At 50.7% G+C, this 25,163-nt stretch carries 24 protein-coding genes; 5 read left to right on the plus strand and 19 right to left on the minus strand.

Annotated elements, in window-relative coordinates:
• Positions 1–181 precede the first annotated feature (181 nt).
• Complete coding sequence (locus O3681_RS10015) at positions 182–994, minus strand: inner membrane protein YpjD (RefSeq protein WP_107724176.1); 813 nt, start codon at positions 992–994, stop codon at positions 182–184.
• Between the two features lie 182 nt (positions 995–1,176).
• On the opposite strand from O3681_RS10015, the gene ffh reads away from it, so the two are divergent.
• Complete coding sequence (ffh, locus tag O3681_RS10020) at positions 1,177–2,547, plus strand: signal recognition particle protein (RefSeq protein WP_003684000.1); 1,371 nt, start codon at positions 1,177–1,179, stop codon at positions 2,545–2,547.
• A 102-nt stretch (positions 2,548–2,649) separates the two neighbouring features.
• On the opposite strand, the gene O3681_RS10025 is transcribed toward ffh, so the two are convergent.
• The 14 genes from O3681_RS10025 to O3681_RS10090 all read right to left on the minus strand — a co-directional run bounded on the left by O3681_RS10025 (position 2,650) and on the right by O3681_RS10090 (position 14,243).
• A complete protein-coding gene (locus O3681_RS10025) occupies positions 2,650–2,949 on the minus strand; it encodes a hypothetical protein (RefSeq protein WP_371459883.1) in 300 nt (99 codons plus the stop codon).
• A 139-nt stretch (positions 2,950–3,088) separates the two neighbouring features.
• Positions 3,089–3,784, minus strand: coding sequence for a thiol:disulfide interchange protein DsbA/DsbL (locus O3681_RS10030; protein WP_371459884.1), 696 nt, complete (start codon positions 3,782–3,784; stop codon positions 3,089–3,091).
• A gap of 170 nt (positions 3,785–3,954) precedes the next feature.
• Complete coding sequence (locus O3681_RS10035) at positions 3,955–6,066, minus strand: TonB-dependent receptor (protein ID WP_371459885.1); 2,112 nt, start codon at positions 6,064–6,066, stop codon at positions 3,955–3,957.
• 166 nt (positions 6,067–6,232) lie between these two features.
• Positions 6,233–6,766 carry an alpha/beta hydrolase gene (locus O3681_RS10040; RefSeq protein ID WP_371459886.1) on the minus strand — a complete coding sequence of 178 codons (534 nt, stop codon included), beginning with the start codon at positions 6,764–6,766 and terminating at the stop codon, positions 6,233–6,235.
• A 10-nt stretch (positions 6,767–6,776) separates the two neighbouring features.
• Positions 6,777–7,121, minus strand: coding sequence for a hypothetical protein (locus tag O3681_RS10045; protein ID WP_049330844.1), 345 nt, complete (start codon positions 7,119–7,121; stop codon positions 6,777–6,779).
• Positions 7,108–7,887, minus strand: a complete 780-nt coding sequence (locus O3681_RS10050) for an exodeoxyribonuclease III (RefSeq protein ID WP_371459887.1) — start codon at positions 7,885–7,887, stop codon at positions 7,108–7,110. The genes O3681_RS10045 and O3681_RS10050 overlap by 14 nt, the downstream gene beginning before the upstream one ends.
• A gap of 45 nt (positions 7,888–7,932) precedes the next feature.
• On the minus strand, positions 7,933–9,246 hold the full coding sequence (argA, locus tag O3681_RS10055) for an amino-acid N-acetyltransferase (RefSeq protein ID WP_371459888.1): 1,314 nt from the start codon (positions 9,244–9,246) through the stop codon (positions 7,933–7,935).
• A complete protein-coding gene (locus O3681_RS10060; RefSeq protein ID WP_039862294.1) occupies positions 9,243–9,638 on the minus strand; it encodes an MJ0042-type zinc finger domain-containing protein in 396 nt (131 codons plus the stop codon). Before O3681_RS10060 ends, argA begins: the two co-directional genes overlap by 4 nt.
• A 99-nt stretch (positions 9,639–9,737) precedes the next feature.
• Positions 9,738–10,379: an orotate phosphoribosyltransferase gene (pyrE, locus tag O3681_RS10065; RefSeq protein ID WP_003682682.1), complete on the minus strand. Its 642-nt coding sequence runs from the start codon at positions 10,377–10,379 to the stop codon at positions 9,738–9,740.
• A gap of 170 nt (positions 10,380–10,549) precedes the next feature.
• The gene (rlmH, locus tag O3681_RS10070; protein WP_371459889.1) at positions 10,550–11,020 is read right to left on the minus strand and encodes a 23S rRNA (pseudouridine(1915)-N(3))-methyltransferase RlmH; all 471 of its coding nucleotides are present in this window, start codon (positions 11,018–11,020) and stop codon (positions 10,550–10,552) included.
• 159 nt (positions 11,021–11,179) lie between these two features.
• Complete coding sequence (gene pyrH, locus O3681_RS10075) at positions 11,180–11,899, minus strand: UMP kinase (protein WP_003708812.1); 720 nt, start codon at positions 11,897–11,899, stop codon at positions 11,180–11,182.
• 217 nt (positions 11,900–12,116) lie between these two features.
• Positions 12,117–12,971, minus strand: coding sequence for a translation elongation factor Ts (gene tsf, locus O3681_RS10080; RefSeq protein WP_107724181.1), 855 nt, complete (start codon positions 12,969–12,971; stop codon positions 12,117–12,119).
• A 123-nt stretch (positions 12,972–13,094) separates the two neighbouring features.
• On the minus strand, positions 13,095–13,823 hold the full coding sequence (gene rpsB, locus O3681_RS10085) for a 30S ribosomal protein S2 (protein ID WP_002230071.1): 729 nt from the start codon (positions 13,821–13,823) through the stop codon (positions 13,095–13,097).
• 177 nt (positions 13,824–14,000) lie between these two features.
• Complete coding sequence (locus tag O3681_RS10090) at positions 14,001–14,243, minus strand: hypothetical protein (protein ID WP_004520263.1); 243 nt, start codon at positions 14,241–14,243, stop codon at positions 14,001–14,003.
• Between the two features lie 78 nt (positions 14,244–14,321).
• Here O3681_RS10090 and O3681_RS10095 point away from each other — a divergent pair, with 78 nt between their 5' ends.
• Positions 14,322–14,912, plus strand: coding sequence for a 5-formyltetrahydrofolate cyclo-ligase (locus tag O3681_RS10095; protein WP_371459890.1), 591 nt, complete (start codon positions 14,322–14,324; stop codon positions 14,910–14,912).
• A 278-nt stretch (positions 14,913–15,190) separates the two neighbouring features.
• Here O3681_RS10095 and O3681_RS10100 read toward each other — a convergent pair whose 3' ends face one another.
• From O3681_RS10100 to amgK, 4 genes are all read right to left on the minus strand, one after another.
• Positions 15,191–16,900: a calcium-binding protein gene (locus O3681_RS10100; protein ID WP_234394614.1), complete on the minus strand. Its 1,710-nt coding sequence runs from the start codon at positions 16,898–16,900 to the stop codon at positions 15,191–15,193.
• A gap of 9 nt (positions 16,901–16,909) precedes the next feature.
• Positions 16,910–17,557, minus strand: coding sequence for a hypothetical protein (locus O3681_RS10105; protein WP_107724184.1), 648 nt, complete (start codon positions 17,555–17,557; stop codon positions 16,910–16,912).
• A 69-nt stretch (positions 17,558–17,626) separates the two neighbouring features.
• Positions 17,627–19,522: a tRNA uridine-5-carboxymethylaminomethyl(34) synthesis enzyme MnmG gene (mnmG, locus tag O3681_RS10110; protein WP_371459891.1), complete on the minus strand. Its 1,896-nt coding sequence runs from the start codon at positions 19,520–19,522 to the stop codon at positions 17,627–17,629.
• A gap of 84 nt (positions 19,523–19,606) precedes the next feature.
• Positions 19,607–20,611 carry an N-acetylmuramate/N-acetylglucosamine kinase AmgK gene (gene amgK, locus O3681_RS10115; protein WP_003749406.1) on the minus strand — a complete coding sequence of 335 codons (1,005 nt, stop codon included), beginning with the start codon at positions 20,609–20,611 and terminating at the stop codon, positions 19,607–19,609.
• A 69-nt stretch (positions 20,612–20,680) separates the two neighbouring features.
• Here amgK and O3681_RS10120 point away from each other — a divergent pair, with 69 nt between their 5' ends.
• The 3 genes from O3681_RS10120 (at position 20,681) to O3681_RS10130 (ending at position 24,990) form a co-directional block, all read left to right on the plus strand.
• A complete protein-coding gene (locus O3681_RS10120; protein ID WP_371459892.1) occupies positions 20,681–23,080 on the plus strand; it encodes an LPS-assembly protein LptD in 2,400 nt (799 codons plus the stop codon).
• A complete protein-coding gene (locus tag O3681_RS10125) occupies positions 23,077–24,066 on the plus strand; it encodes a peptidylprolyl isomerase (RefSeq protein WP_371459893.1) in 990 nt (329 codons plus the stop codon). The genes O3681_RS10120 and O3681_RS10125 overlap by 4 nt, the downstream gene beginning before the upstream one ends.
• Before the next feature lie 114 nt (positions 24,067–24,180).
• Positions 24,181–24,990: an alpha/beta hydrolase gene (locus O3681_RS10130; RefSeq protein WP_070649303.1), complete on the plus strand. Its 810-nt coding sequence runs from the start codon at positions 24,181–24,183 to the stop codon at positions 24,988–24,990.
• Positions 24,991–25,163: the final 173 nt, after the last annotated feature.

Below are 25,163 nucleotides of genomic sequence, written 5' to 3' on the forward strand. Positions count from 1 at the left end.
ACAAAACCAGTCAACACCCTTCGCAAAATTATTTCTAGAAATTTAACCACCACCCTGTTTTAACAGGGTTTTTATTTCTAAAAAATACTATCAAACTTTCTACATAATCCACACATACAAAAAATACAAACTAAAGGCCGTCTGAAATGCTCTTTTAGACGGCCTTTTTTATGATTTCTATTTATCCAATGCGTTGAAGGACAATTTCTAGGACAAATTTACTGCCTACATAGGCAAAAATCAGACTAATAAATCCGACAATAGTCCAAACGGCGGCTTTTTTGCCGCGCCATGCGGTCATACTGTGTTTCAACAATAATGCGCCATAAATCAGCCACGACATAATACTGAAGATGGTTTTATGCGTGAAGGTCATCGGCTTGCCGAAAACGGTTTCTGCAAAAAACGTACCGCTGATAACGGAATAGGTCAACAAGACGAAACCTGCCCACATACCTTGGAACATGAGTTTTTCTAAACTCAATAATGGCGGCAAGAAGCTGACCAATGCGGAAAAACGGCGTTTGTGCAGATTGCGGTCGAGCAAAAGGATCAGGATGGCAAATAAGGTAACGATGCCAAACAGTCCGTATGCGAGCAATGATGATGCAATGTGCGACAGTGGCAATAAGTCTACGATTTGACGGCCTGAAAAATCCCCCGGGAAAAGGAAACCCAACAATAAAGTCAATGCGGCACAGGGATACAATAAGAGTTGCACCCCGCGCAGACAGTAAAAGAAGCTGCCCAGGCAGTACATCATCAACATCAGCCAAACTATCAGACTGAGCGAATAACCAAAACCGGTAATCAATACCCTATCCTGCAATACCGGGAACATCAATGCTGCACCATGTACCAATAATGCGCCGCTCAAAATCAGCAACTCGGTTTTCAGCGGGTAAGACTTATTATTGTGCTTTTTATGTTGCACCCAGGAAAATGCGCCCAATCCGGCATACACCAGCATAAGGCAGATTAAGACAATCGGCATAAATATCTTTCTCAATAGACGTGTGAACACTAGATGGGCAGCCGGCAGGGTTTCAGACGGCCTTGCTGTGCGTGTTTGTGTTCTTGAAGCATAACTTCGGACTATCGTGTAAAATAATCCGAATTTTATTTTAACAAAGAATGCCCTGTATTGGGCAGCTATTCTCATTATCAAGGATAAGTATGTTAGACAACCTGACCAACCGCTTCAGCAAGGTGCTTAAAAATATTCGCGGCCAATCAACACTGACCGAAGACAATATTAAAGAAGCCTTGCGCGAGGTTCGTCTTGCCCTGCTGGAAGCCGACGTTGCATTGCCCGTCGTTAAAGAATTCGTCAACACAGTCAAAGAACAGGCCCTTGGCCAAGAAGTCGTCGGCAGTCTGACACCTGACCAAGCCTTTATTGGTGTGGTCAACCAAGCCTTAGTCGAGCTGATGGGCAAGGAAAACAAAACACTGGATTTATCGGTTTCACCGCCTGCCATTGTTTTGATGGCTGGTTTACAGGGTGCCGGTAAGACAACAACCGTCGGCAAACTTGCCCGCCTGCTGAAAAACGATCAGAAGAAAAAAGTTTTGGTGGTATCTGCCGACGTTTACCGCCCTGCTGCGATTGAACAGCTGCGCCTGTTGGCCGAACAGGTCGGCGTGGACTTTTTCCCGTCTGATACCAACCAAAAACCGGTTGAGATTGCAACTGCCGCCGTCGATTACGCCAAAAAACATTTTTACGATGTCTTGATGGTCGATACCGCCGGCCGCCTGGCAATCGATGAAGAAATGATGAACGAAATCAAAGCGCTTCATGCTGCGGTCAACCCGGTTGAAACTTTGTTCGTCATCGATGCCATGTTAGGTCAGGATGCTGTGAACACTGCTCAGGCATTTAATGAAGCCCTGCCGCTGACCGGTGTCGTATTGACCAAGATGGACGGCGACTCGCGCGGCGGTGCGGCATTGTCCGTACGCCATGTAACCGGCAAACCGATTAAATTTATCGGCGTCGGCGAAAAAATCAACGGCCTCGAACCTTTCCACCCCGACCGTCTTGCCAGCCGTATTCTCGGTATGGGCGACGTATTGACCCTGATTGAAGACGTTCAAAAAGGTATTGATGAAGAAGCCGCCGCCAAAATGGCGAAAAAGCTGCAAAAAGGCAAAGGCTTTGATCTCAATGACTTTAAAGAACAAATTCAGCAGATGCGCAATATGGGCGGCTTGGAAAACCTGATGTCGAAAATGCCGGGCGAACTGGGCCAAATATCGAAACAAATCCCCGAAGGCACGGCTGAAAAAGCGATGGGCAAAGTAGAAGCCATCATCAACTCAATGACACCAAAAGAACGTGCCAACCCTGCCCTGCTCAAAGCCAGCCGCAAACGCCGTATTGCGATGGGTGCGGGCACAACCGTGCAGGAAGTAAACAAATTGCTCAAACAGTTTGAACAAATGCAACAAATGATGAAGATGTTCAGCGGCAACGGTTTGGGCAAACTGATGCGTTTGGCCAAAGGCATGAAGGGAATGAAAGGCATGTTCCCAGGTTTGTAAGCCGATTTGACAGAAAACGCCGTCTGAAAAGTTTCAGACGGCGTTTTTGTTTTTACTCTAGCAAGAATTACTATTCACATATAACTATGAAATCTATTCCTTTTAAGAATTTTCATAGCGTACTGATGCCTCTTCCAACATTTCCCATTGGCCACCACTACCATGGTAGGTTTCGGCACCAAGCCTGAAAACGGCATTGCAGTGCGTACATTGAAAATAATGTACCACAGAATCGTTCCAACCATATATGTCACGATTACCCTGAGAATCAGTATGGGTAATGTAACCGCTATTAGCGATGGTTTTGGCAACATCAAGGCTGGGACCATAAACTTTGTCGTAGGCTGGAGTAATATCGATAAGCGTGCCGTCTGCTAAACGATCAGAGGCTCGCAGTAACATTTGCGATAATTCTTTCGGAACCCTGATACGAACGGTAGGTCGCAGGTCAGAACAGTAATCACACATGGTTTGGATCTTTCAGCACAGTGAAGGAAAAAGAGATAAGGGACGCGAAATCTTTGCTCATTCAATCCTCAACTTATTGCGGCTTTTTCTGCTCTTCGCGTACTTTGTCCACCAACTGGTCAATCGTGGTCATGCCGGACTGCCAGTCTTTAAATTCGACTTGGTATTTGCCACCAACGATCACAGTCGGTGTGCCGCTGATTTGGAATTTATTGGTCAATTCTTCCATTTGAGCCGCACGTGCTTGGCTTTCGGGCGCTTCAAATGCAGCCAATACTTTTTTGCCGTCAAACGCTGTTTGTTCGGACAGCCATTTTTTCAGGGTATCGGTATCGGCCAAGTTGATTTTTTGGTTAACCATCGCATCGAAAATATGGCTGTTGGCTTTATCTGATTCACCGGCCATTTCCACTGCGGCCGCCAAACGTGCCAAAGGTTTCATTTCGTCACCCCACACGACATGCTCCCGGCGCATATAGGTATCGTCTTTAAACGTTTTGATGTGCTCGCTCAAAACCGGCTCAAGATGGGCGCAATGCGGGCAGAAGTAGCCGAAGAATTCCAATACTTCGATTTTGCCGGCCTGCTGTTGCGGAATCGGATTGGACAATACGGTGTAATTGACACCTTCGGTCAATGCGGCAGGGGCTGCCGGAGCGGATATGTTGCTTTGGGCGCTATCTGCCGGAACGCTGGTTTCCGCCTGTTTGCCGCAAGCGGCCAATGCCAACAGGGTTAATGAGGTCAAGGCTAAGGTTTTCAGTTTCATAGGTATCTCTTTACATTCAAATCAATGGGCGGATTTTATGGCATTTTGTTGGAGGTGTGTTCGATTTGAGTGAAAAAATGTGTTTAGTTTTATTTCAACCTTTATAAAAGGCCGTCTGAAATATGGCTTAGATCATAGCCTTATTTTCAGACGGCCTTTGCCTGATTTCATCAGAAACGGTAATTTACCCGGGCAGTATAGCCGCGCGGATTACCCGGCATGGCATCCGAACGCCAATATTTTTGATTGAGCAGATTGGCCGCGGCAAAGGTAACGTTGACGTTTTTATGGTTCCAGCCAAGCATGGCATCAACTCGGGCAAAGCCGGGAAGCGTAGTCACTTCTTTATTTCTTGAGTCGTAACCGTAGCGTTTGCCTGTACCGGTTACGCCGATTTCGCCGTAGAGGTTTTCGGTCGGGGTATAACGGAAAAACAGGTTGCCGGTAACGTTGCTGGTGTTATTCAAATGGATGCCCACTCGGTCGGGATTTTCTTTGTCTTCAACGACTTTCGCCTGCATCACGCCCAACGAACCGCGCAGATAGAGTTTTTTGGGTATGATTTGCCCGATGGCGGACAATTCCACGCCACGCGAACGGTGTTTACCGCCGACTGCCCAAGTGTAGGGATCATTTTGCGCGTCGGGGCGGTAGCGGATATTGAAGCGTTCTATTTGGTAGGCAGACAACGTAGTGCTGAGGCGGTCGTCCAGCCAACTGCTTTTAACGCCGGTTTCGTATTGGCGGGTGTACTCGGGGTCAGCGTTGAACACGGCAGAAGACGAAGTGTCGATACTCAAATAGCCGCCGCGTCCGCCATAAGGCGCGAAACCTTTGTTATAAGAGGCGTAAAGTGTGTGAACGGGGTTGATGTTCCACACTGCGCCGATGTTGGGGCTGAACGAGTGGCCGCTGTACTGGCGGCTGCTGCCGGTGAGTTTGTTTTCGGAATTAAAGGTGTATTTGTCGTAACGGCCGCCGAGGACGAATTTCAAATCGGGCGTAGCGGAGAAGATGTTTTGCACAAAGATGCCGTAGGAGTCGGCTTTGTGGCGGTTTTCGGTCAGTACGGGCTGCAATCTGCCCGAAGCCGGCCAGTTTGCGCGGTCGTAAGGGTCGATGGAAGCAGTAAAGGCGCGGCTGTAACCTAAGGTCGGGTTGCGGTGTTCGCGGCTGTAATCCATGCCTACGGTCAGGTGGTTTTCAAAACGGCCGATGTTGTAGTCGCCGTTGAGCGTGAAGTTGGACGACAGAGTTTTGTTGTCGGTCTGCTGCCAGGCGTAGTTGCGTTTGATTCGGCTGCCGTTTTCGCTGCCTGCATAAAAATGGTCGAAATCCTGCGCCGCCGTGCGGTGGGCAAGCTGCCATTGGGCGCGCCATTTGTCGTTGAAGGCGTATTCAAGGTCGGAACGCCAAACTTGCAGCTTGTCTTTCACAAAATCGTTCGGGTGGGCAAAACCCATGCGGTAAGGCAGTCCGAAGCGGTCGTACACGGACTTGGTCGGGCTGCGGTCGGGCGTGCGCTCCACATTGTCGTAGGTGTATTGCCCAGTCCATTTCAAACCGTTGTCGAGTTTGACGGTAATGCTGGGCGAAACCATGACATTTTTGCTGTCTATGCCGCTGCGGAATGAATTGGCGCGCCCGACTTCGCCGGTGAGGCGGATGGCGACGTTTTTGTTCAGCACCTCGTTAATGTCCATATTCAGGCTGCGGTTTGCCCACGAGCCGTAAACCGCTCCGATGTTGCGGCTTTGTTTGAAGTTGGCGTATTTGCTGACCATATTGATGACGCCGCCGCCGTTGGTGCGACCGTAAAGCACGGAAGACGGGCCTTTCAGGATTTCCACGCGCTCAATGTTGGCGGTACTGCGGCGCACTTGTCCGCTTTCGCGCACGCCGTCGCGGTAAATATCGGATGCGTCGGCTTGAAAACCGCGCAGGAAAATGCTTTCGCCGCGCATATCGTAAGCAGCGTCAATGCCGGCGTTACCTTCGAGGATGGAACTCAAATCGTTCGTGCCGTAGTTTTTGTTTTTCTGAATATTGAGCGTATCGATGGTTTGCGGCGTTTCTTTGATGAGCTGTCCGTTGCGGGTAACGGCGGCTTCGTCGTAGTTGATGTAGCCTTTGAGTACGCTGGTGTCGGACTGTCCGACCACGGAAACGGTGGGCAGGGTAGCGGTGTAATGTTCGCCATTATCCTGCGTATCGGCGGCAGCAACAGGGAAGGAAGCGATAATCAGCGTGGGTAATAAAGCCAAATGAAATGGTATTTGCATTTTTATACTCAATTTAACAAAACAACCAAATTATATTGCTTCATAAAAGAAATGAGAATAGTTTCTTTTAATTATATTTAACATGATATTTGCAAACAAAGGCCGTCTGAAATACATATCGGTTTCAGACGGCCTTCGTTTATTAATATTAATAGATATTACTACACTACTTACTCAACAACATTTCCTGCATCAGCTTCATGCCCCATTGCCAACCGCCGAGAGCGCCGTTTAACTGGCCGGAATGCGGTGATTGAAGCAGGCGCGCCTGCCAGCGGTCGGCCTGTTCTTGCGCCCAATCGCGTGGCGTGCCGTTTGTTTCGGCGATGACCAACGCCGTACGGCAAGGGCAGCGGACGCGTTGGAACGTATGGATTTCGTCCTCGGGAAAAGCTTCTGGGCGAGGCGAGACCAAAATAATATTGGTCAGGCGTTTTTGCGTCATGATGTCGGCTTGGTACAGCCATGCCAAAAATGCGGACACGCCGGCACCATGAGCCACGACGGCAATATTTCTGCTGACGATATGGTCGAAGGCCGTCTGAATGGCGTGTTGCCATTCGGAAATAGTTTGCCGACTATCGGCTTCGGCAGTTTGAACAATCGGATAGCTGACCACCCAGCGGTCTATCCACATTTCCGCTTCATCCGCATCGCGTATCAGAAACAGTGCCATTTCTTCGAGTTCGAAGCTCTGCATTTCAGACGGCCTATTTGAGCAAGTCGTTGAGTGTAAATGCAATCAGCAATGCGGCTGGCACGCTGAGGATGGCACAAGTCGCCAGACAAAGTACGATGTTGGCAATCAGCCGCCAGCCCTTCCAAGCAAAGCATTTGGCCGCAATCAGCAGGCAAGGCAGGGAAAACAGTAGCCATACCAACGCCCATGTCGGATTGGCCTTGGTCGGCGCAACCCAGCCGGACATCCGCGCCAGCATAAACACCGCCCACACCAGCATAGGCAATACAAATGCCGCCACGACCCACGCTGCGCCTACGCCGGTTTTGCCGTTTATATTCCAATCATATTTACCAAAAACCTTATTCGGCAACATAGTCATACTCCACAACTAAAGGGGCGTGATCCGAGAATTTTTCGTCTTTATAAACATGTGCGGAAACAGCTTTGGCGGCCAACTCCGGCGTCACCATCTGATAATCGATGCGCCACCCGACATCTTTCGCATACGCTTGTCCGCGGTTGCTCCACCAAGTATAGCCCGGCACATCGGGATAAAGTGTGCGCCACATATCAGTCCAACCGAGCTTGTGGATGACTTTGCCTATCCATTCGCGCTCTTCAGGCAAGAAGCCCGAATTTTTCTGATTGCCCTTCCAATTTTTCAAGTCGATGTTTTGGTGGGCGATATTCCAGTCGCCGCAAACGACAATATCGCGCCCTTCGTTTTTCATGGCTTCGAGCATGGGATAGAACGCGTCCAAAAAGCGGTATTTCACTTGTTGGCGCTCTTCCGCGCTGCTGCCGCTGGGCAGATACAGCGAAATTACCGACAACTTGCCGAAATCGCAACGGACAAAACGGCCTTCCCTGTCAAATTCTTCAATGCCCATGCCGATTTGCACATTGTCGGGTTTGCGTTTGCTGTACACCGCCACGCCACTGTAACCGCGCTTTTCGGCGCAATGCCAGTAGCCGTGCATACTGTGCGGATTTTTCATATCGTCCGACAGATCGGCTTCTTGAGCTTTCAGTTCCTGCACGCAGACAATGTCCGCGCCCGATGCGGCGATGTATTCATAAAAACCTTTTTTATAGGCGGAGCGGATGCCGTTGACGTTGGCAGAGATGATTTTCAACATAAGATTTGAGTAATTTTTAAAAACGGATAATAGGATTGAAGTTTCTCAGACGGCCTGCAAGTCATAAACGAATACTTTGGAATTGCGGCCGTTGGCATTGTATTCCTGCCGGCGTTCGGCAGGCAGGTCATCGGCTGAGGCCGTCTGAAAGCCCCGTTCGACAAACCATTCGCCCGTGTGCGTGGATAAGGCGAAAAGCGTTTTGATATTTAAGGCACGCGCTTTTTGAAACAGATGTTCCAACAGCAGTTCGCCGTAGCCGCCATCGCGCGCTTCGGGCGATACCACCAGACAGGCCAATTCGCCGCAGTCCGGTTCGGAAAAGGTTTTCAACGCCACGCAGCCGTAAATGTTTTGATCGTGTTCCAATACGGAAAAGCTGGAAATATGGTTTTCCAAATACTCGCGGCTGCGGTGTAACAAGATGCCTTGTTCCGCCAGAGGGCGGATTAAGGCGATGATGTGCGGAATATCGTCGCTGCGTGCCTGACGGATGGAAACAAACGGCTCGCGCGCAATAGATGTACCGCTGCCCTCGCGGGTAAACAGCTCGCGCAGCAGGCTGCCGTCTTCACGGCCGTTGAGAATCTGCACCCGCGATACGCCGTTTTCCAACGCGCCTACCGCCGCATGCAACAAATCGGCCGGCGCATCGGGATTGTCGTGTATCAGTTCCTGCACTTCGCCGATAGACAAAGTATTGGCCAAAGAGCCGTCGGCACGACGGATACCGGCTTCTTCGGTCAAGAAAACCAGTTTCTCCGCCTGCAAAGCCATGGCCACTTCCTGAGCGGTTTCACACATACTCAGATTGAAGGTTTTGCCGCTGTACGAATGTCCCAAAGGGCTGATCAGCACCACGGCGCCGCCATCCAAACGCAAACGGATTTCTTCTGCGTCGATTTTGCGGACGGTACCGGTATAGCCCATGTCCACGCCGTCAATAACGCCCAACGGACGGGCGGTAATAAAGTTGCCGCACGCGATAACCGGCGGCTTGCTCCGTTGCTGCGCAGATACGCTGCTGAACAAGGCGGCTTCCACATCGCTGCGGATAATCCCCGCCACCTGCTTCACTTCCATCAGGGTCGCTTCATCGGTAATCCGACGGCTGCCGCTGTATTTTGGAACAAAATTCCGACCCGAAGCCAATTTGTCGAGCAAATGCCGCGAACCGTGTACCAAGACCAAACGCAAGCCCAAGCTGGCCAACAGATTCAAATCTGCGGCCAAACGAATCAAGGTTTCGCCTTCCAACAGGCTGTCGGTCACGCCGACCACCATGGTTTTGCCACGCAAATATTGGATATAGGGCGCGGCCTCGCGAAAGCTGGCGACAAAATGGGCGATGGCACTCATAGCAGGGCAAGATAAAAGAGTTGCATAATCAAAACCGTCAGCGCAATCAACGATGCCAAAGTCCAGTTGAAACCGTCCTTGCGCGTTTTGACCGCCGCCTGCTCTTCCGCCTTGGGCTCTTCCTTAAGCGCGCTATTGAGCAAATCGGAAATTTCTTTGCGCGAGAGTTTGGAATGCTTGAGAATTTGCGCGCCGATGTTATGCACGAGGCGCACATCCGTTACCGCCACAGGCAGATGGGCCGGATCGGCCGGCAGGTTGCCCGACAGATAATCCTTGGCCTTAAACATCCCCGAACAACGCGTGCAGACCACGAAACCCTGCGCCACGTTCAACTGGGCATCTTTCACCCAATGCGGTGTTTTACAATGAGGACAAGAACAAGCAGGCATGAGTATTTTCCGTAAGTGTATTGAATCAAAAATATATTTTAGCCAATGCTTCAGGCCGTCTGAAACAGTTTTCAGACGACCTGAGCATGATGTTATGGTTTAAACCGCGCCGTAACGTTCGCGATAAGCTTTGACCGGCTCGAAGAAGCCGCCAAATTCGGCATTGTTTTGCAAGAGCGTGAACAAGTCGTTCAGGTTGGCAATCGAAACCACCGGCAGGCCGTATTGTTTTTCGACTTCCTGCACCGCCGACAATTCGCCCGTGCCTTTTTCCATACGGTCGAGCGCAATGGCCACTGCGGCAGGCGTTGCGCCTTCGGCCTCAATCAGTTTGACCGACTCGCGCACGGATGTACCGGCGGAAATCACATCATCGATAATCAGCACGCGGCCTTTCAAAGGCGCACCCACCAACACGCCGCCCTCGCCGTGATCTTTGGCTTCTTTGCGGTTGTAGGCAAAAGGCACGTTTACGCCTTTTTCCGCCAACATCATCGCTGTTGCCGCCGCCAAAATAATGCCTTTATAGGCTGGGCCGAACAGCATATCGAACTTCACGCCACTGGCAATAATGGCTTCGGCGTAAAACTTCGCCAGCTGCAAAGTCGATGCGCCGTCATTGAACAAACCGGCATTGAAAAAATAAGGCGACTGACGGCCGGCCTTGGTCGTAAATTCACCGAATTTCAACACGTTTTGTGCCAAAGCGAATTTGAGGAAGTCTTGACGGAAATCGGACATTTGGGTTCTCCCGAAAGATGTTGATTTATCAAAGAAACGATTATAAAGGATTCATGCGGAAAAATCAGGCCGTCTGAAAGCAGGTTCAACCCCGCTTTAAACCGACTTGCCCTATTCCCTTTCAAACCGACAAGGCGGTATTGCCGTCTTATCCTAGCAATCAAAACGGATTATTCCCGATGATACGGATGATTGTGCAAAATCGAAACGGCGCGATAAAGCTGCTCGGTCAATAAAACGCGCACCATGCCGTGCGGCAAGGTCAAGCTGGAAAGGCGCATCATCATGTTTGCCTGCTGTTTCAAACGGTCGGTCATGCCGTCTGCGCCGCCGATAATAAAGCAGACGTGTTCGCCGTTTTGCTGCCAGTTTTTTAAATATTGTGCCAATTCGACCGAAGTCGGCGCTTTGCCGCGCTCGTCCAATACCACCAAAAACGCGCCCTGCGGTATGGCTTCCAGCAGGCGTTTTTCTTCAGCCACCATGCCCTGAGCCGCATTCACACCCGCGCCGCGTTTTTCGGGCTTGATTTCTTTCAGCGCATAATTGACATCGCGCCCGAAGCGTTTGGCGTACTCGCCGACGGCTTCATCCACCCAACGCGGCATTTTCGTGCCGACAGCCAAGACGGTGATATTCATGGGGTATCCTTTTGTATCGTTGTCGGTTGGATATTATGGTCAAGCAAGCCCTTAACCTTTTCAAACCATGAGCCAATGCCTACGCAACCGACTGAAAATAAAAGGCCGTCTGAAAGCCGAATGTATCCCGTTCGGCTGTTTCAGACGGCCTTTCAATGATTAGCAGTGAACCAGTGTACCTTCGTTTTCACCGGTTACCACGCGTTTGAGCGAGCCTTCTTTAGCAATGCCGAATACCACGATATTGAGTTTGCGTTCGCGGCAGAGGGCGAAAGCGGTGGCATCCATCACTTTGAGGTTTTTCAACAAGGCTTCGTCAAAAGTAATGGTTTCGTAGCGTGTTGCAGATGGGTCTTTTTTCGGGTCTGCGGTGTACACGCCGTCGACGTTGGTGGCTTTGAGCATCACGTCGCAGTTCATTTCCGCACCGCGCAATGCGGCGGCAGTATCGGTTGTGAAGAACGGATTACCGGTACCGGCGGCGAAAATCACGACTTTGCCTTCTTCCAAATATTGAATGGCTTTAGGGCGGGCGTAAGTTTCAGCAATTTGCTGCATAGACAGTGCGGATTGTACGCGCGCTTTGATGCCCAAAGTTTCAAATGCGTCTTTGAGTGCCAACGCGTTCATGACGGTCGCCATCATGCCCATGTAGTCGGCAGTGGCGCGGTCCATGCTGCCTGCTTGTGCAGATACGCCGCGGAAAATGTTACCGCCGCCGACAACGATACCGACTTGCACGCCCATTCTCACGATTTCGGCAATTTCGCCGACAGTTTGAACGATGGTATCGTGATTGATGCCGAACGGATCGGAACCCATCAGAGATTCGCCGGAGAGTTTCAGTAATACGCGTTTGTATTTGATTTGCTGTGTCATGGGATACCTTGCTTTCTTGAATGTCGTCGGTCGGGGGTCAGACCGTCTGAATTTCAAACGGTCGGATTACAATGATATGGTGTGTCGTTCTATTATTGTTTTGTTTTCAGACGGCCTTTATATTCGGTCGTCTTAAAATAGGTACCGTAAACGGTTTTCTCAAAAAAAAGCACCCTGATTCGTTTGGAATCTAGGTGCTTTCTTTTTCATAAGTGTCTTACACTTTAGCAGCGGCAGCAACTTCGGCTGCGTAGTCAACAACGGCTTTCTCGATACCGTCGCCTACTTTGTAGCGTACGAAGCTAACCACTTCAGTGCCGTTTTCTTTAGCGAATTGGGCAACAGTTTGGTCAGGGTTCATCACGAATGCTTGGCCGTTCAGAGTGATTTCAGCCAAGAATTTGCGGATACGGCCTTCAACCATTTTAGCGGCGATGTCGGCAGGTTTGCCGGAAGCGATAGCTTGCTCGGTGTAGATGTGGCGTTCTTTTTCAACGGTTTCAGCATCTACTTCGGCTTCGCTTACGCATTGTGGTTTAGCGGCAACGATGTGCATACCGATTTTGCGTGCTACGTCTTCAGAGCCTTTGAACTCAACCAATACGCCTTCGGTAGCCAATGCACCATGGATGTAGGCAACCAGTTGGTTGGCAGTATCGATCACTTGGAAGCGGCGAACAGACATGTTTTCGCCCAATTTAGCGATGATGGCTTTGCGTTCTGCTTCAACCAGTTCGCTCAGTTCTTCAACGGTAGCCGGTTTTTTCTCGGCAGCAGTTTTAGCAACAAAGTTAGCAAATTCTACGAAGCCGGCGTCTTTAGCAACGAAGTCGGTTTCGCAGTTTACTTCAACCAATGCACCAACATTACCGTTAATTGCATAAGCCAATACGCCTTCGGCAGCAGTACGGCCAGCCAGTTTACCGGCTTTCGCACCAGATTTAATACGCAGGATTTCTTCGGCTTTGTCGAAGTTGCCTTCAGCTTCAACCAAGGCTTTTTTGCATTCCATCATGCCCAGGCCGGTAGCGGCGCGCAGGTCGGCAACCATTTTTGCAGTAATTTCTGCCATTTTGAATCTCCTAGATTTTTGGGAACACGGCCATTGCCGTGTTTGGAAATAGTGGCCGTCTGAAACGGATTTCAGAACGGGATTTGAGAAAAGGGGCATAACGCCCCTCTTCTGTGTACCGAATTATTCGGCAGCAGCTTCTTGGGCAGCGGCTACAGTTTCTTGCAGCGCTTGGTTTTTGCCTTCCAAAACTGCGTCAGCGATGCCGCGGCAGTACAGGCGGATGGCTTTAGCGGAGTCATCGTTACCAGGGATAACGTATTTCACGCCGTCAGGGCTGTTGTTGGTATCGACTACGGCGATAACAGGGATGCCCAATTTTTCAGCCTCAACCAGAGTACCTTTTTGGTAGCCGGTATCGATAACGAAAATCGCGTCAGGCAGGCCTTTCATGTTTTTGATACCGCCCAAAGAACGTTCCAGTTTTTCAACGTCGCGTTGCATTTCCAGAATTTCTTTTTTGTTGAAACCGCCTTCTGCAGCGTTTTCCAGGGCAGCAGTTTTTTCTTCCAGGCGTTTGATGGATTGCTTAACGGTTTTGTAGTTAGTCAGCATACCACCCAACCAGCGGTAATCAACGAAAGGCATACCGGCACGGGTAGCTTCTTCGCGGATGATGTCGCGGGCTTGGCGTTTGGTACCAACGAACAATACTGTACCTTTGTTGGCAACCAGACGACGTACGGCTTCTTGCGCCTCTTGGAACATCGGCAGGGTTTTTTCCAAGTTTACGATATGGATTTTGTTGCGCGCACCGAAAATATATTGAGCCATTTTCGGGTTCCAGAAACGGGTTTGGTGACCGAAGTGAACACCGGCTTCAATCATCTGACGCATAGTAATTTGAGACATGTTATTTCCTTGAAAGGGTTAAAGAGCACACATTCAATCGCATAGAACTTGATAGGCGGCGCCTATTGTCAAGCACCCTTCGGCGAAAGTGGGCATAAGTTTTAAAAAATAAAAGAGTGTTTCCGAAATGGAAAACTGACGGATTATAGCGGATAAGAGGCCGTCTGAAAAGGGATTTTATACCTTTCCGTCCTGTTTTTCATCCGTCTGTACCGCCTTTTGGCGGGCCGCTTCAAACTCCGCCTGCTCCTGCCGTTTCATCAGGCGGTTGCGGCGGCGGATGGTCACGACGAAGACCGTGAACACGGTGGGCAACACTGCCCAAAAAACCAAATAAATCAACGCGCGCGCAATACTCGGCTGCGCGGCGGAAAACATCACGGCAACAAAAAGATAGCCGATGGCGACAATGTGCCACATCGTGTGCGTCCTGTTTGAATGTTAACAAAATCGTTATAATCGCAACATTCTACCGCAATCTCGAAAGGCCGTCTGAAAATGAGGAATCCCGAAAAATCGGCACTACGCAAACAGTTCCGCCGCGCACGCGCCCAAATGAGCGCAGACGAGCGAAACGCCGCCACCAAAACCATCAACCGCCTGCTCAAACCCTACATCAAAAAAGGACGGAAAATCGGCGTGTATTGGCCGATGGGCAAGGAATTGCGATTGGACAGCTTTGTCCGTGCCGCACAAAAACGCGGCGCCAAACTCTACCTGCCCTATATCGAACCGAACACGCGCCGGATGTGGTTCACGCCTTATCCTGGCAACGGAGTAAAACAAGAACGCAAGCGCGGCCGCGCCAAATTGCATGTCCCCCAATTCACCGGCAAAAAAATCCGCGTCCACCAACTCAGCCTGCTGCTGGTCCCCATCGTCGGCATCGACAAACGCGGCTACCGCCTCGGACAAGCCGGCGGCTATTACGACGCCACCCTCTCCGCCATGAAATACCGCCTACAAACCCAAACCCTGGGCGTAGGCTTCGGCTGCCAACTGACCGACACTCTGCCAACCGAACCACATGATATTCCCCTCAACGGCTTTGTCTCCGAGCTTAGCGTATTGAAATTCAGACGGCCTTAAGCATGACAATCATAGTAGCTTAGAGGTTATCCCATCTCAAAATCATCAATTTATTAACAATACATATGCAGATAAATAATCTTTTCAAATTAACTTTACATTATAAAAAATTAAATTTATGTATATGAAATGATTGTTGTTCCTGTGCAGCTTAATCAAATTTAAGAGCAACACCTTCTCATAATGAGAAGGTTAGAGCTTTGCTTTTCCATCATAAGATTTAATAAACAAGGCCTTCTAAACATTTTTAGGTTATTTTCAATCTTGCTCCCACAGGCTTATCTACTCATGCCATAGAATTGTGATTGATCCAACTGCCTTTGCAGCACTTCATATTCAAACTTCTGTTCCGTTTGTCGAATGTTTTTAATACTCTCTTCAATCGATGTGGACCCAGCACTATTTACATCCATAGTAGCCTTTATCAAAATAGGAGTAAGTTCGCCGATTAAATAGTGTCCATCCTTAATATTGAACAGTAGTTCTGCATTCCCTTTACCCATTGTTTTAGAATACCCCAAAGCAGCTAAAGACATTGCAGCATTATTCATTGCCTCCTCATTCTTCGTTGGAAGGCCATGTTTTTCATGATATTCACCAAGTCGCTCTTTAATAGAATGGAAAAGTTTTTGTGCTGGCAGGGGCAAATCTTCAATTCTTGACAAATTCCCTTCGGAAACTGCCATCCGCTCCATCTCAAAATCCCAGCGGTTCTGCGACATTTTGTTCCAATCTCTATCTATGTTCTCCCTTGTCTTTTGGTACATCTCCATTATCGACACACCACTGCCAGACATATTTTTTTTCGGCTCCTCCAAACGGATGCCCAAATCGCCGTTTTTGAAGTTTTCGATTTTCAGACCGTTAACATCCAAAGTCCCCGTTTTTTTATTCCAGTCGTAAACTGTATTGCCGTCTCGGAAAATCGTACGGTCGTGTTCGGACAAATCGCGCACACCACCGTGCAACCTACGCCCGTCCAAAAACACTTCTCCTTTACCGTCTTCATCACGGATAATATCGTATCTGTCGGCGCGGTAGGTGTCGTAACCTCTGCCCCCGTACAGCCCGTCTTTGCCCTCATTACCAGCCAAAAGGTCATTGCCGTCCCCACCTTCAAGCTTATCGTCCCCACTGCCGCCCAGCATCCTGTCGTGCGATTTTGTCCCCGTCATCACATCATTACCCGCATCGCCGTACATAGACGCACCACCGTTCAGTCGGGTAGTCGGTTTGCCGTGCAGCAGGCTTTGACGATCGACCGCGCCGTTTGCATTGACGCTGTTGCCTCTACTATCGCCGAAAGTATCGTAATTTGCCATATGCTTGACGAAACCGACCATGTCGCTTTTCCTTAACCCTGCCTCGGCAAAATCTTTTTCAAAAGCGGTACGGCGGTGCATAAAGAAGAGAATGTCGTTTTCGTAGTAAGACAACCTAACCGACCCGTTCGTACTCGGATACATCCCGTACATATTTTCACGAGCAAGCAAATCTTTGACCTGCTCATAACTTTTACCTTTGACTTGAGAATAAAGACCACCGCTGATATGGGTGCTGTATGCTCTGCCGTTGCGCCGCTCTTCGTAAGCGACCATACGCGCCTCGTTGTAAATCGCTTCAGCTTCTCCGTAGCCTCGGGCTTGGGCGTAGGATTTGGCAGTAAGGTAGTAATCAACCGATTTGGCTTGATTTTTACCTAATGCATGTCCAACTTCGTGGGCTAAAATTCGGGCAGTGATGTATTGAGAATTTGGCTCAAAATAGATATTCCCTTTTTTAGGGCTGTAATATGCACCTGAGCCTTTATTAGGAATTTCAAGAAAACTTTTCCCTTTCCCCCTAAACTCATTGATTTGCGCAACCAATTCTTCATCAGCTTTTATCCTGTCCAACTCCGTCATGGTAGAATTAGGCATTCTTTTATTATGAAAACCAAGTTTCTTTAATTCAGCTTCTGCCTGTTGATTTAATATTATATTTGCCATAGAAACTCCTTAATTCATCGGACTCATTTCAAGATTGCTATAAAAAGAAAGAGCCAAAATAGCACCAGTACCTGAATTTGTAGCAATTATCTCCCTACCATTTTCTCTCCAATAATAATGAAACCGTTCTTTAATTGAATCACTTTCTTTTCTATCCACAAAGATCGTGTCCGTATAATAGGAATCTGGCATTTCATCCTCTTTAGGAACAGGAAGAAAAGCAGGAAAGTTATTCTCAGGAAAAATACTTCCTTTTTTTTCTCGATATTTTTTTGTCATTGATATATATATATTTGTTTTATAAGAAGTATGTTCAATAACAACATACATTCCAATTGGTGACTCTATATCTAAATACTTTGGCATCTCAGGGTAGCTGTCTGTTACTGGAATTTTCCATATTTCTTTCAATTCTTCAGCATGCATCACATACAGACAGTCATCTTTAAATGCTGTTTCGTACATTTGTTTAATCAAATCATCACGACTTTCCACTTTATGCAACATTCTACGGCAGCGATTTCGTACCTGTTCCATCGTAGTTTCTTTCTTTACAGTTTGAGTATTTGGGGAATTTTCTTTATTCCTGCTACTTACTTGTTGAGTGCAGGAACTCAATAAAAAAACAGTTAATACGGCAGTTGCCGACAGTTTCATGCATAGTCTCCTTTTTTAGTCTGTATATTCAAATAAATTTCTTCTGAGAAGTTTAGACAACTTTGATTTCTATTGCGCATCTTTAAACCCGCGCTTCAAATGCACCATCAGTAATGCGACGGCGGCAGGCGTTACGCCGGAGATGCGGCTAGCTTGGCCGACGGTTTCGGGTTTGTGCTGGTTGAGCTTTTGCTGCACTTCGGCCGACAAACCTTTGACTTTGCTGTAATCGATATCTTCGGGCAGCTTTAAGGTTTCGATGTCGCGGCGGCTGTCGATTTCTTCGTTTTGGCGGTCGATATAGCCTTGGTATTTGACTTGGATTTCGACTTGTTCGACCACGCTGTCGGCAAGTGCGGTTTCAGGTTGTGCGTCGGGCAGGGTCATCAGCGCGGCGTAGTCGAGGTTCGGGCGGCGCAGGAGGTCGTGCAGGTTGGCTTCGCGGCTGAGCTTTTGGCCGAATACGCGCAGCTGCTCTTCTTCGGCGAGTTTTTGCGGCGTGTACCACGTTGTTTTCAAACGTTGGATTTCGCGCTCAATGGCTTCGCGTTTTTCGTTGAACATACGCCATTGTTCTTCACCCACCAAGCCGATTTTGTAGCCGTCTTCGGTCAGGCGCATGTCGGCGTTGTCTTCCCTGAGTTGCAGGCGGTATTCGGCGCGGCTGGTGAACATTCGGTAAGGTTCGTTCACGCCTTTGGTGATGAGGTCGTCCACCAATACGCCGAGATAGGCTTGTTCGCGGCGCAGCAGGAGCGGGTCTTGTTCACGGATGTATTGCACGGCGTTTGCACCGGCGAGCAGGCCTTGCGCGGCGGCTTCTTCGTAGCCGGTCGTGCCGTTGATTTGTCCGGCAAAGAAGAGGCCTTGGATGGTTTTGGTTTCGAGGCTGGCTTTAAGGTTGCGCGGATCGAAATAGTCGTATTCGATGGCGTAGCCGGGGCGCAGGATATGGGCGTTTTCAAGGCCTTTCATGCTGCGGACGAGCGCGATTTGGATGTCGAACGGCAGGCTGGTGGAGATACCGTTGGGGTAGTATTCGTGCGTGGTCAGGCCTTCGGGTTCGAGGAAAATCTGGTGGCTGTCTTTGTCGGCGAAGCGGTTGATTTTGTCTTCAATAGACGGACAATAACGCGGACCCACGCCTTCGATTTTGCCGGTAAACATCGGGCTGCGGTCGAAGCCTGAGCGGATGATGTCGTGGGTTTGCGTGTTGGTATGCGTAATCCAGCAGGACACTTGGCGCGGGTGCATATCGGCGCTGCCGCGTACGGACATTACGGGCACAGGCGTGTCACCGGGCTGTTCGGTCAGTTGGGAGAAGTCAATCGTGCGTCCGTCAATACGCGGCGGCGTGCCGGTTTTCAGACGGCCTTGAGGCAGGTTCAATTCACGCAAACGGCCGCCCAAGGATTTGGCGGCGGGATCGCCGGCGCGGCCGCCTTCGTAGTTTTCCAAACCAATGTGGATTTTGCCGGACAAAAACGTGCCTGCGGTCAATACGACGGCGCGTGCTTTAAACTCCACGCCCATCGCGGTAACCACGCCGCTGATGCGTTCGCCGTCGAGCGTTACGTCTTCGACGGCTTGTTGGAAAAGGTCGAGGTTTTCTTGGTTTTCCAACATTTCGCGGATGGCGGCTTTATATAGGATGCGATCGGCCTGCGCGCGCGTGGCACGGACGGCCGCGCCTTTGCTGGCGTTCAAGCGGCGGAACTGGATGCCGGATTTATCGGTCGCCAACGCCATCGCGCCGCCGAGCGCGTCAAGTTCGCGTACTAAATGTCCTTTGCCGATGCCGCCGATGGACGGGTTGCACGACATTTGTCCGAGCGTTTCGATGTTGTGTGTGAGCAAAAGCGTCTGCGCGCCCATGCGTGCGGCGGCAAGCGCGGCTTCGGTACCGGCATGGCCGCCACCGACGACAATCACGTCGTAGGTTTTGGGGTAAATCATGTAAGTCATTTTTATGTGTTCTGTAAAGGTTTCAGACGGCCTTTTGTTGATCAGGCCGTCTGAAAAGTGGAATCAAATCTTAAAAAACCAAGCTTAGAAGGTATAGCCTGTTTCCAATTCGTCATCGCCGACCAATTCGACCAGCAATGCATACAGCGGCGCCAAATCGTTGTAACGGCGGGATACGCGGCGCAAGTAGTTCAAGAAGCGCGGAATTTCAGGACGGTATTTGTCTTTGCCGTCGCGGTAGTACAGACGGGCAAAAATACCGGCCACTTTCAAATGGCGTTGTACGCCCATCCATTCAAACCAGCGGTAGAACTCGTCAAACTCGGCAGGCACGGGCAGCTCGGCAGCGCGTGCTTTTTCCCAATAACGGATGACCAAGTCCAATACAAATTCTTCTTCCCATTCGATAAACGCATCGCGCAACAGCGACACCAAATCATAGGAAATCGGGCCGTAAAGCGCGTCTTGGAAGTCCAATACGCCCGGACGGCCTTTTGCCAGCATCAGATTGCGGACGATAAAGTCGCGGTGGACATACACTTTGGGCTGCGCCAACAAGGGTGGCAACAGTGTATCGACGGTTTGCTGCCACAACTGGCGTTGTTTGAAGGTCAGCTCGCGGCCCAATTCTTTGGCCACAAACCATTCGGGGAACAAGTTAATCTCGCGCAGCATGACTTCGCGGTCGTATTCCGGCAGTTTGCCGGGCTGGCTGGCCTTTTGCAGTTCGATCAGTTCGTCGATGGCTTCGAGCAGCAGGGCTTTGTGGGCAGTTTCGCTGTTTTCCTGATTCATGGCGGTCAGGAATGTGGTATTGCCCAAATCGTTCAATACCATAAAGCCCAACGCTTCATCCACATGAAGCACTTGCGGCACATTGACCATGTTAAACAGTTTTTGCACTTTCAAATAAGGCGCAACACTCATCTTCTCAGGAGGCGCGTCCATACAGATAACGGTCTGACCGTCTGAAAACGTCGCGCGGAAATAGCGGCGGAAGTCGGCATCGGCTGCCGCAAAACTCAATTCGAACGGCTGGTTCGGGTAAACAGACTCCAGCCAGTTTTGTAATTCGGTTTGTCGTTGCATAGCGGTATCGCAGAATTTCAGGTTACAATAACCGCTATTCTAACTGGCAAACCGATTTAAGGGGCGATTTTGGCTCGTTTATTTTCACTCAAACCCTTGGTACTCGCCTTAATTATGGGCTTTGGCGCAACAGCCGTGCGTGCGGAAGATGCTTCTGTTCCACAGGCGGAAGACTATACCCCTGCCCCCGTCACTGCATCCAAACCGGCAAAAACCAGCCAAAGCGAAGCCGACCCGCTTTCCTTGGGCAGTACTTGCCTGTTTTGCGACCACGAAGATGCCAAGCCGGCCGAAACCGCCGAAATCAAACGCAGCGGCGAGCCTGCCCTGCCTGCCGATTACACCCGCGTCAACGCCGATAAAATAGAAGGTCAGACCCAAGTCGGCGTCCGTGCCGAAGGCGACGTCATTGTCGAGCGTAATGCCGATGTTCTCAACGCCGATTGGGCGCAATACGACCAAGCCACCGATACCGTTACCGCCGGCGACCGCTTTACCCTGTATCAAAACGGTTCGACCGTATCCGGCGATCAATTGGTTTACAACCTCAAAGACCAAACCGGCTCCGGCACTGCTGTGCGCCTCAATACCGAGCAAGGCGGCCGCCGCCTTCAAAGTGTCAGCGAAAAAGCCGAACTCAAAGGCAAAGGCCTCTACAAGCTCATCAATACCAAATTCAACACCTGTTCACCCGGCGATGCCAGCTGGTATATCCAAGCGCAAAGCATTGAAGCCGATGAATCGACAGGTATCGGCGTGGCCAAACACGCTTCGCTGGTATTCGGCGGCGTCCCTGTCCTCTACACGCCTTGGGCGGACTTCCCCATCAACGGCAACCGCAAAAGCGGCCTGCTCGTTCCGACCATTGCCACAGGTTCAGACGGCCTTGAGCTGAGCTTGCCCTACTATTTCAACCTTGCACCGAATTTGGATGCCACCATCCGCCCGGGCATTATCAGCAAACGCGGCGTGCAACTGGGCGGCCAAGTCCGTTACCTGCAACCGAATTACAGCGGCGAAGTCGATGGCGACTGGATGCCGAACGACCAAAAAAGCGTCCACAACAACCGCTACCAGTTCAAATGGAAACACCAGCAGCAGCTGAACAGCAAAATCAGCGGCGGCATCAACTACAACCAAGTTTCCGACGACGATTACTACCGCGACTTCTACGGCCGCGAAGACATCGCACGCAACGTCAACCTCGACCGTCAGGCATGGCTCAATTACAGTGACAAACTGTTGGGCGGCAGCTTCGACGGCTCGTTGCGCGTACAAAAATATCAAACACTGGCCAACCAAGACGGTTATAAAGACGAGCCTTATGCCATCATGCCCCGTCTGACCGGCCGTTGGCAAAGCCATCTCGGCAAAGCGCAACTCAACGTGTTCGGCCAATTTACCCGTTTTGATCACGATACCAAGCAAGACGGCAGCCGCGTGGTGCTCTACCCGAGCGTTAAATGGGACTTCCACAACCAATGGGGCTACATTCGACCTAAAGTCGGCGTACACGCCACTTATTACAGCCTCAACAGCTTCAACGGCCAAAGCAGCCGCAATGTCAGCCGCGTCCTGCCGATTATCAACGTCGACAGCGGCCTGACTTTCGAGCGCAGGGCCCGGCTCTTCGGCGGGGAATACCTGCAAACGCTTGAACCGCGCCTGTTTTACAACTACATTCCGACCAAGTCCCAAAACGACCTGCCTAATTTCGACAGCTCTGAAAACAGCTTTACCTATTCGCAGCTGTTCCGCGAAAACCTGTATTCGGGCAACGACCGCATCAATTCGGCCAACAGCCTGACGCTGGCCACACAAAGCCGTATCCTCAACCCCAACACCGGTGCGGAACTCTTCCGTGCAGGTATCGGCCAGAAGTTTTACTTCAAAAACGACAACGTCCTGCCTGACGGCAGCGTCAGCCGTTATCCGCGCAGCCAGTCCGACTGGGTAGCCTTTGCACACGGCAACATTACCCCGAGCATCCGCATCGACTTGGACATCCACTACAACCAAAACCAAAGCCGTGCCGAAAGCTACGCCGCAGGGATTGCCTACAACCCCGAACCCGGCAAAGTCTTAAGCGCGCGCTACAAATACGGACGCAACGAGCGCATTTATCTACAAGCCAACGGCGACTATTTCTACGACAGGCTCAGCCAAATCGACCTTGCCGCCCAATGGCCGTTGAGTAAAAACCTGTACGCCGTTGCCCGTTACAACTACGAAATCGAAGCCAAAAAACCGCTGGAAATGCTCATCGGTGCAGAATACAAAAGCAACTGCGGCTGCTGGAGCGCAAGCTTGGTCGGCCAACGCTATGTTACCGGCGAAAACAGCCACAAAAACGCCGTATTCTTCAACCTCCAACTCAAAGACTTGAGCAATATCGGCAACAACCCATTCGAAAAACTCCGCTTAGCCATCCCCGGTTACAGCAAAACCAACGAGGTAGTCAAACAATGAACTTCAAACCCCTGATTCTCGTCGCCGCACTCACTTTCGCAGTAGGCGCACACGCCGCCCCTAAAGCCAAAGCAGGCAAAGCGCGCGCAGCCAAAGCAGCTGCCGTCAGCGCCACCACCATGCCTGCCGTACAAAGCGGCGTACATCTTTCAGACGGCATTGCCGCGGTTGTCGACAACGAAGTCATTACCCACCACCAAGTAGCGCAAGCCGTAGCGCAAGCGCGTCAAACCATGCCTAAAGGCACGCAAATGGACGCCAACGAGCTGCGCCAACAGGTTTTGGCACAAATGATCAACCAATCCCTGATCCTCCAAGCAGGCAAACGCCGCAACATCCAAGCGACCGATAGCGAAATCGAAGCCGTTATCGCGCACAACCCCAACATCAAAAACCCGTCTGCCGCCGTCCGCCAAGACATCGCCGACAGCATTATTGTTGAAAAAGTGCGCCAACAGGCCATCATGCAAAACAGCCGTGTCAGCGACTCCGAAGTGGCACGCTACATCGAGCAGGCCAAACAACAAGGCGTAACCCTGCCTGAAGCAGACCCTGTGCGCCAATACCATGCCCAACACATCCTCATTAAAGCCGACAACGACAATGCCGCCGTCGGCGCAGAAAGCACCATCCGCAAAATCTACTCACAAGCCCGCAGCGGCGCAGATTTCGGCGGTTTGGCACGCCAATACTCGCAAGACAGCAGTGCCGGCAATGGCGGCGATTTGGGCTGGTTTGCCGACGGCATGATGGTTGCCCCATTTGAAGAAGCCGTCCACAAACTCAAACCCGGCCAAATCAGCGCCCCTGTCCGCACCCAATTCGGCTGGCACATCATCAAGCTGAACGACGTCCGCGAAGCAGGTACGCCTGAAGAGCGCCAACAAAACGCCGTCCGCCAATATCTGTCCCAACAAAAAGCACAACAGGCGACCACCAACCTCCTGCGCGAACTGCACAGCAGCTCATACGTTGACGTACGCTAATCGCGCGTATTGTTAAAAAGGCAGAAATCCGTACAATAAGGCCGTCTGAAATCCATTGTTCAGACGGCCTTCTCTCCTTTTACTTAAGCAACCCATTGATTAAAGCACCCCATCATGCCCATCCGTCCCAACTGGCAAACCGCCACCCTGCTGCAAGCCGAAGAAACCTCCATTACCTCCGCCCACACCGGCCGCACCTACCGCATTCAAGCCGCGGCACTCGGCGAGCGTCCGGCAGACGGCTATCCCGTACTGTATATCCTTGACGGAGATGCCTTTTTCCCCGCCATCCTCAATATGGCGCAATCCCTGCTCATCAACCCCATCACCAAAAGCCATGCCGCCTGTCTGATTGTCGGTATTGGCTACACCGGCGGCACCATCCGCGACTTAAGCCAACGCGCCCTCGACTACACGCCGCCGCTGCCCGACAGCGCGCCTGAATCCGAACGCAAACAATACGGCCAAGCCGACCGCTTCAGCCGCTTTATTGATGACGAACTCTCCGCCCTGCTCAACAGCAAATACCGCATCGATACCCAAAACCAAGCCATCTTCGGCCATTCGTTCGGCGCACTGTACGGCCTCTATTCCCTATTCACCCGCCCCGAACGATTCCGCCATTATTTGCTGGTTTCGCCGTCTATCTGGTGGCAAGACCGCCGCGTGCTCGATTGGCTGCCCGACACTTTGCCGCAAAGAATCGGCATCCGCCTCGGCGCAGGCGAACATGAAGGCAGAAACAACCGTCCCGACCAAACCAGCCGCGGCATGGTCGCACAAGCCAAAATCCTTGCCGGCACTTTGCACCACCTCGGCGCGGATGTCCGCTTTACCCTCTACCCCAACGCCAATCACGGCAACGCCCCGTTTTACGCCCTGACCGACTGCATCGAATATTTGCGCGGCGCATGGCAGCGTTGAAGCAGGTTTGCCAAACATTGAGGCCGTCTGAAACGCAAACACCAAAGCGTATTGAACCTATTGGATCAATCTAAAATCCAATTATAAAAAGGCCGAGACCTTTGCAATAACATAGGTTGAGACCTTTGCAAAGGCCTCGGGGCATGAAAAAGGGAGAGGCTACCTGAAAAATA

It is taken from the genome of Neisseria sp. 27098_8_158, from assembly GCF_041433145.1.
In the GTDB taxonomy this organism is placed as follows: Bacteria; Pseudomonadota; Gammaproteobacteria; order Burkholderiales; family Neisseriaceae; genus Neisseria; species Neisseria subflava_E.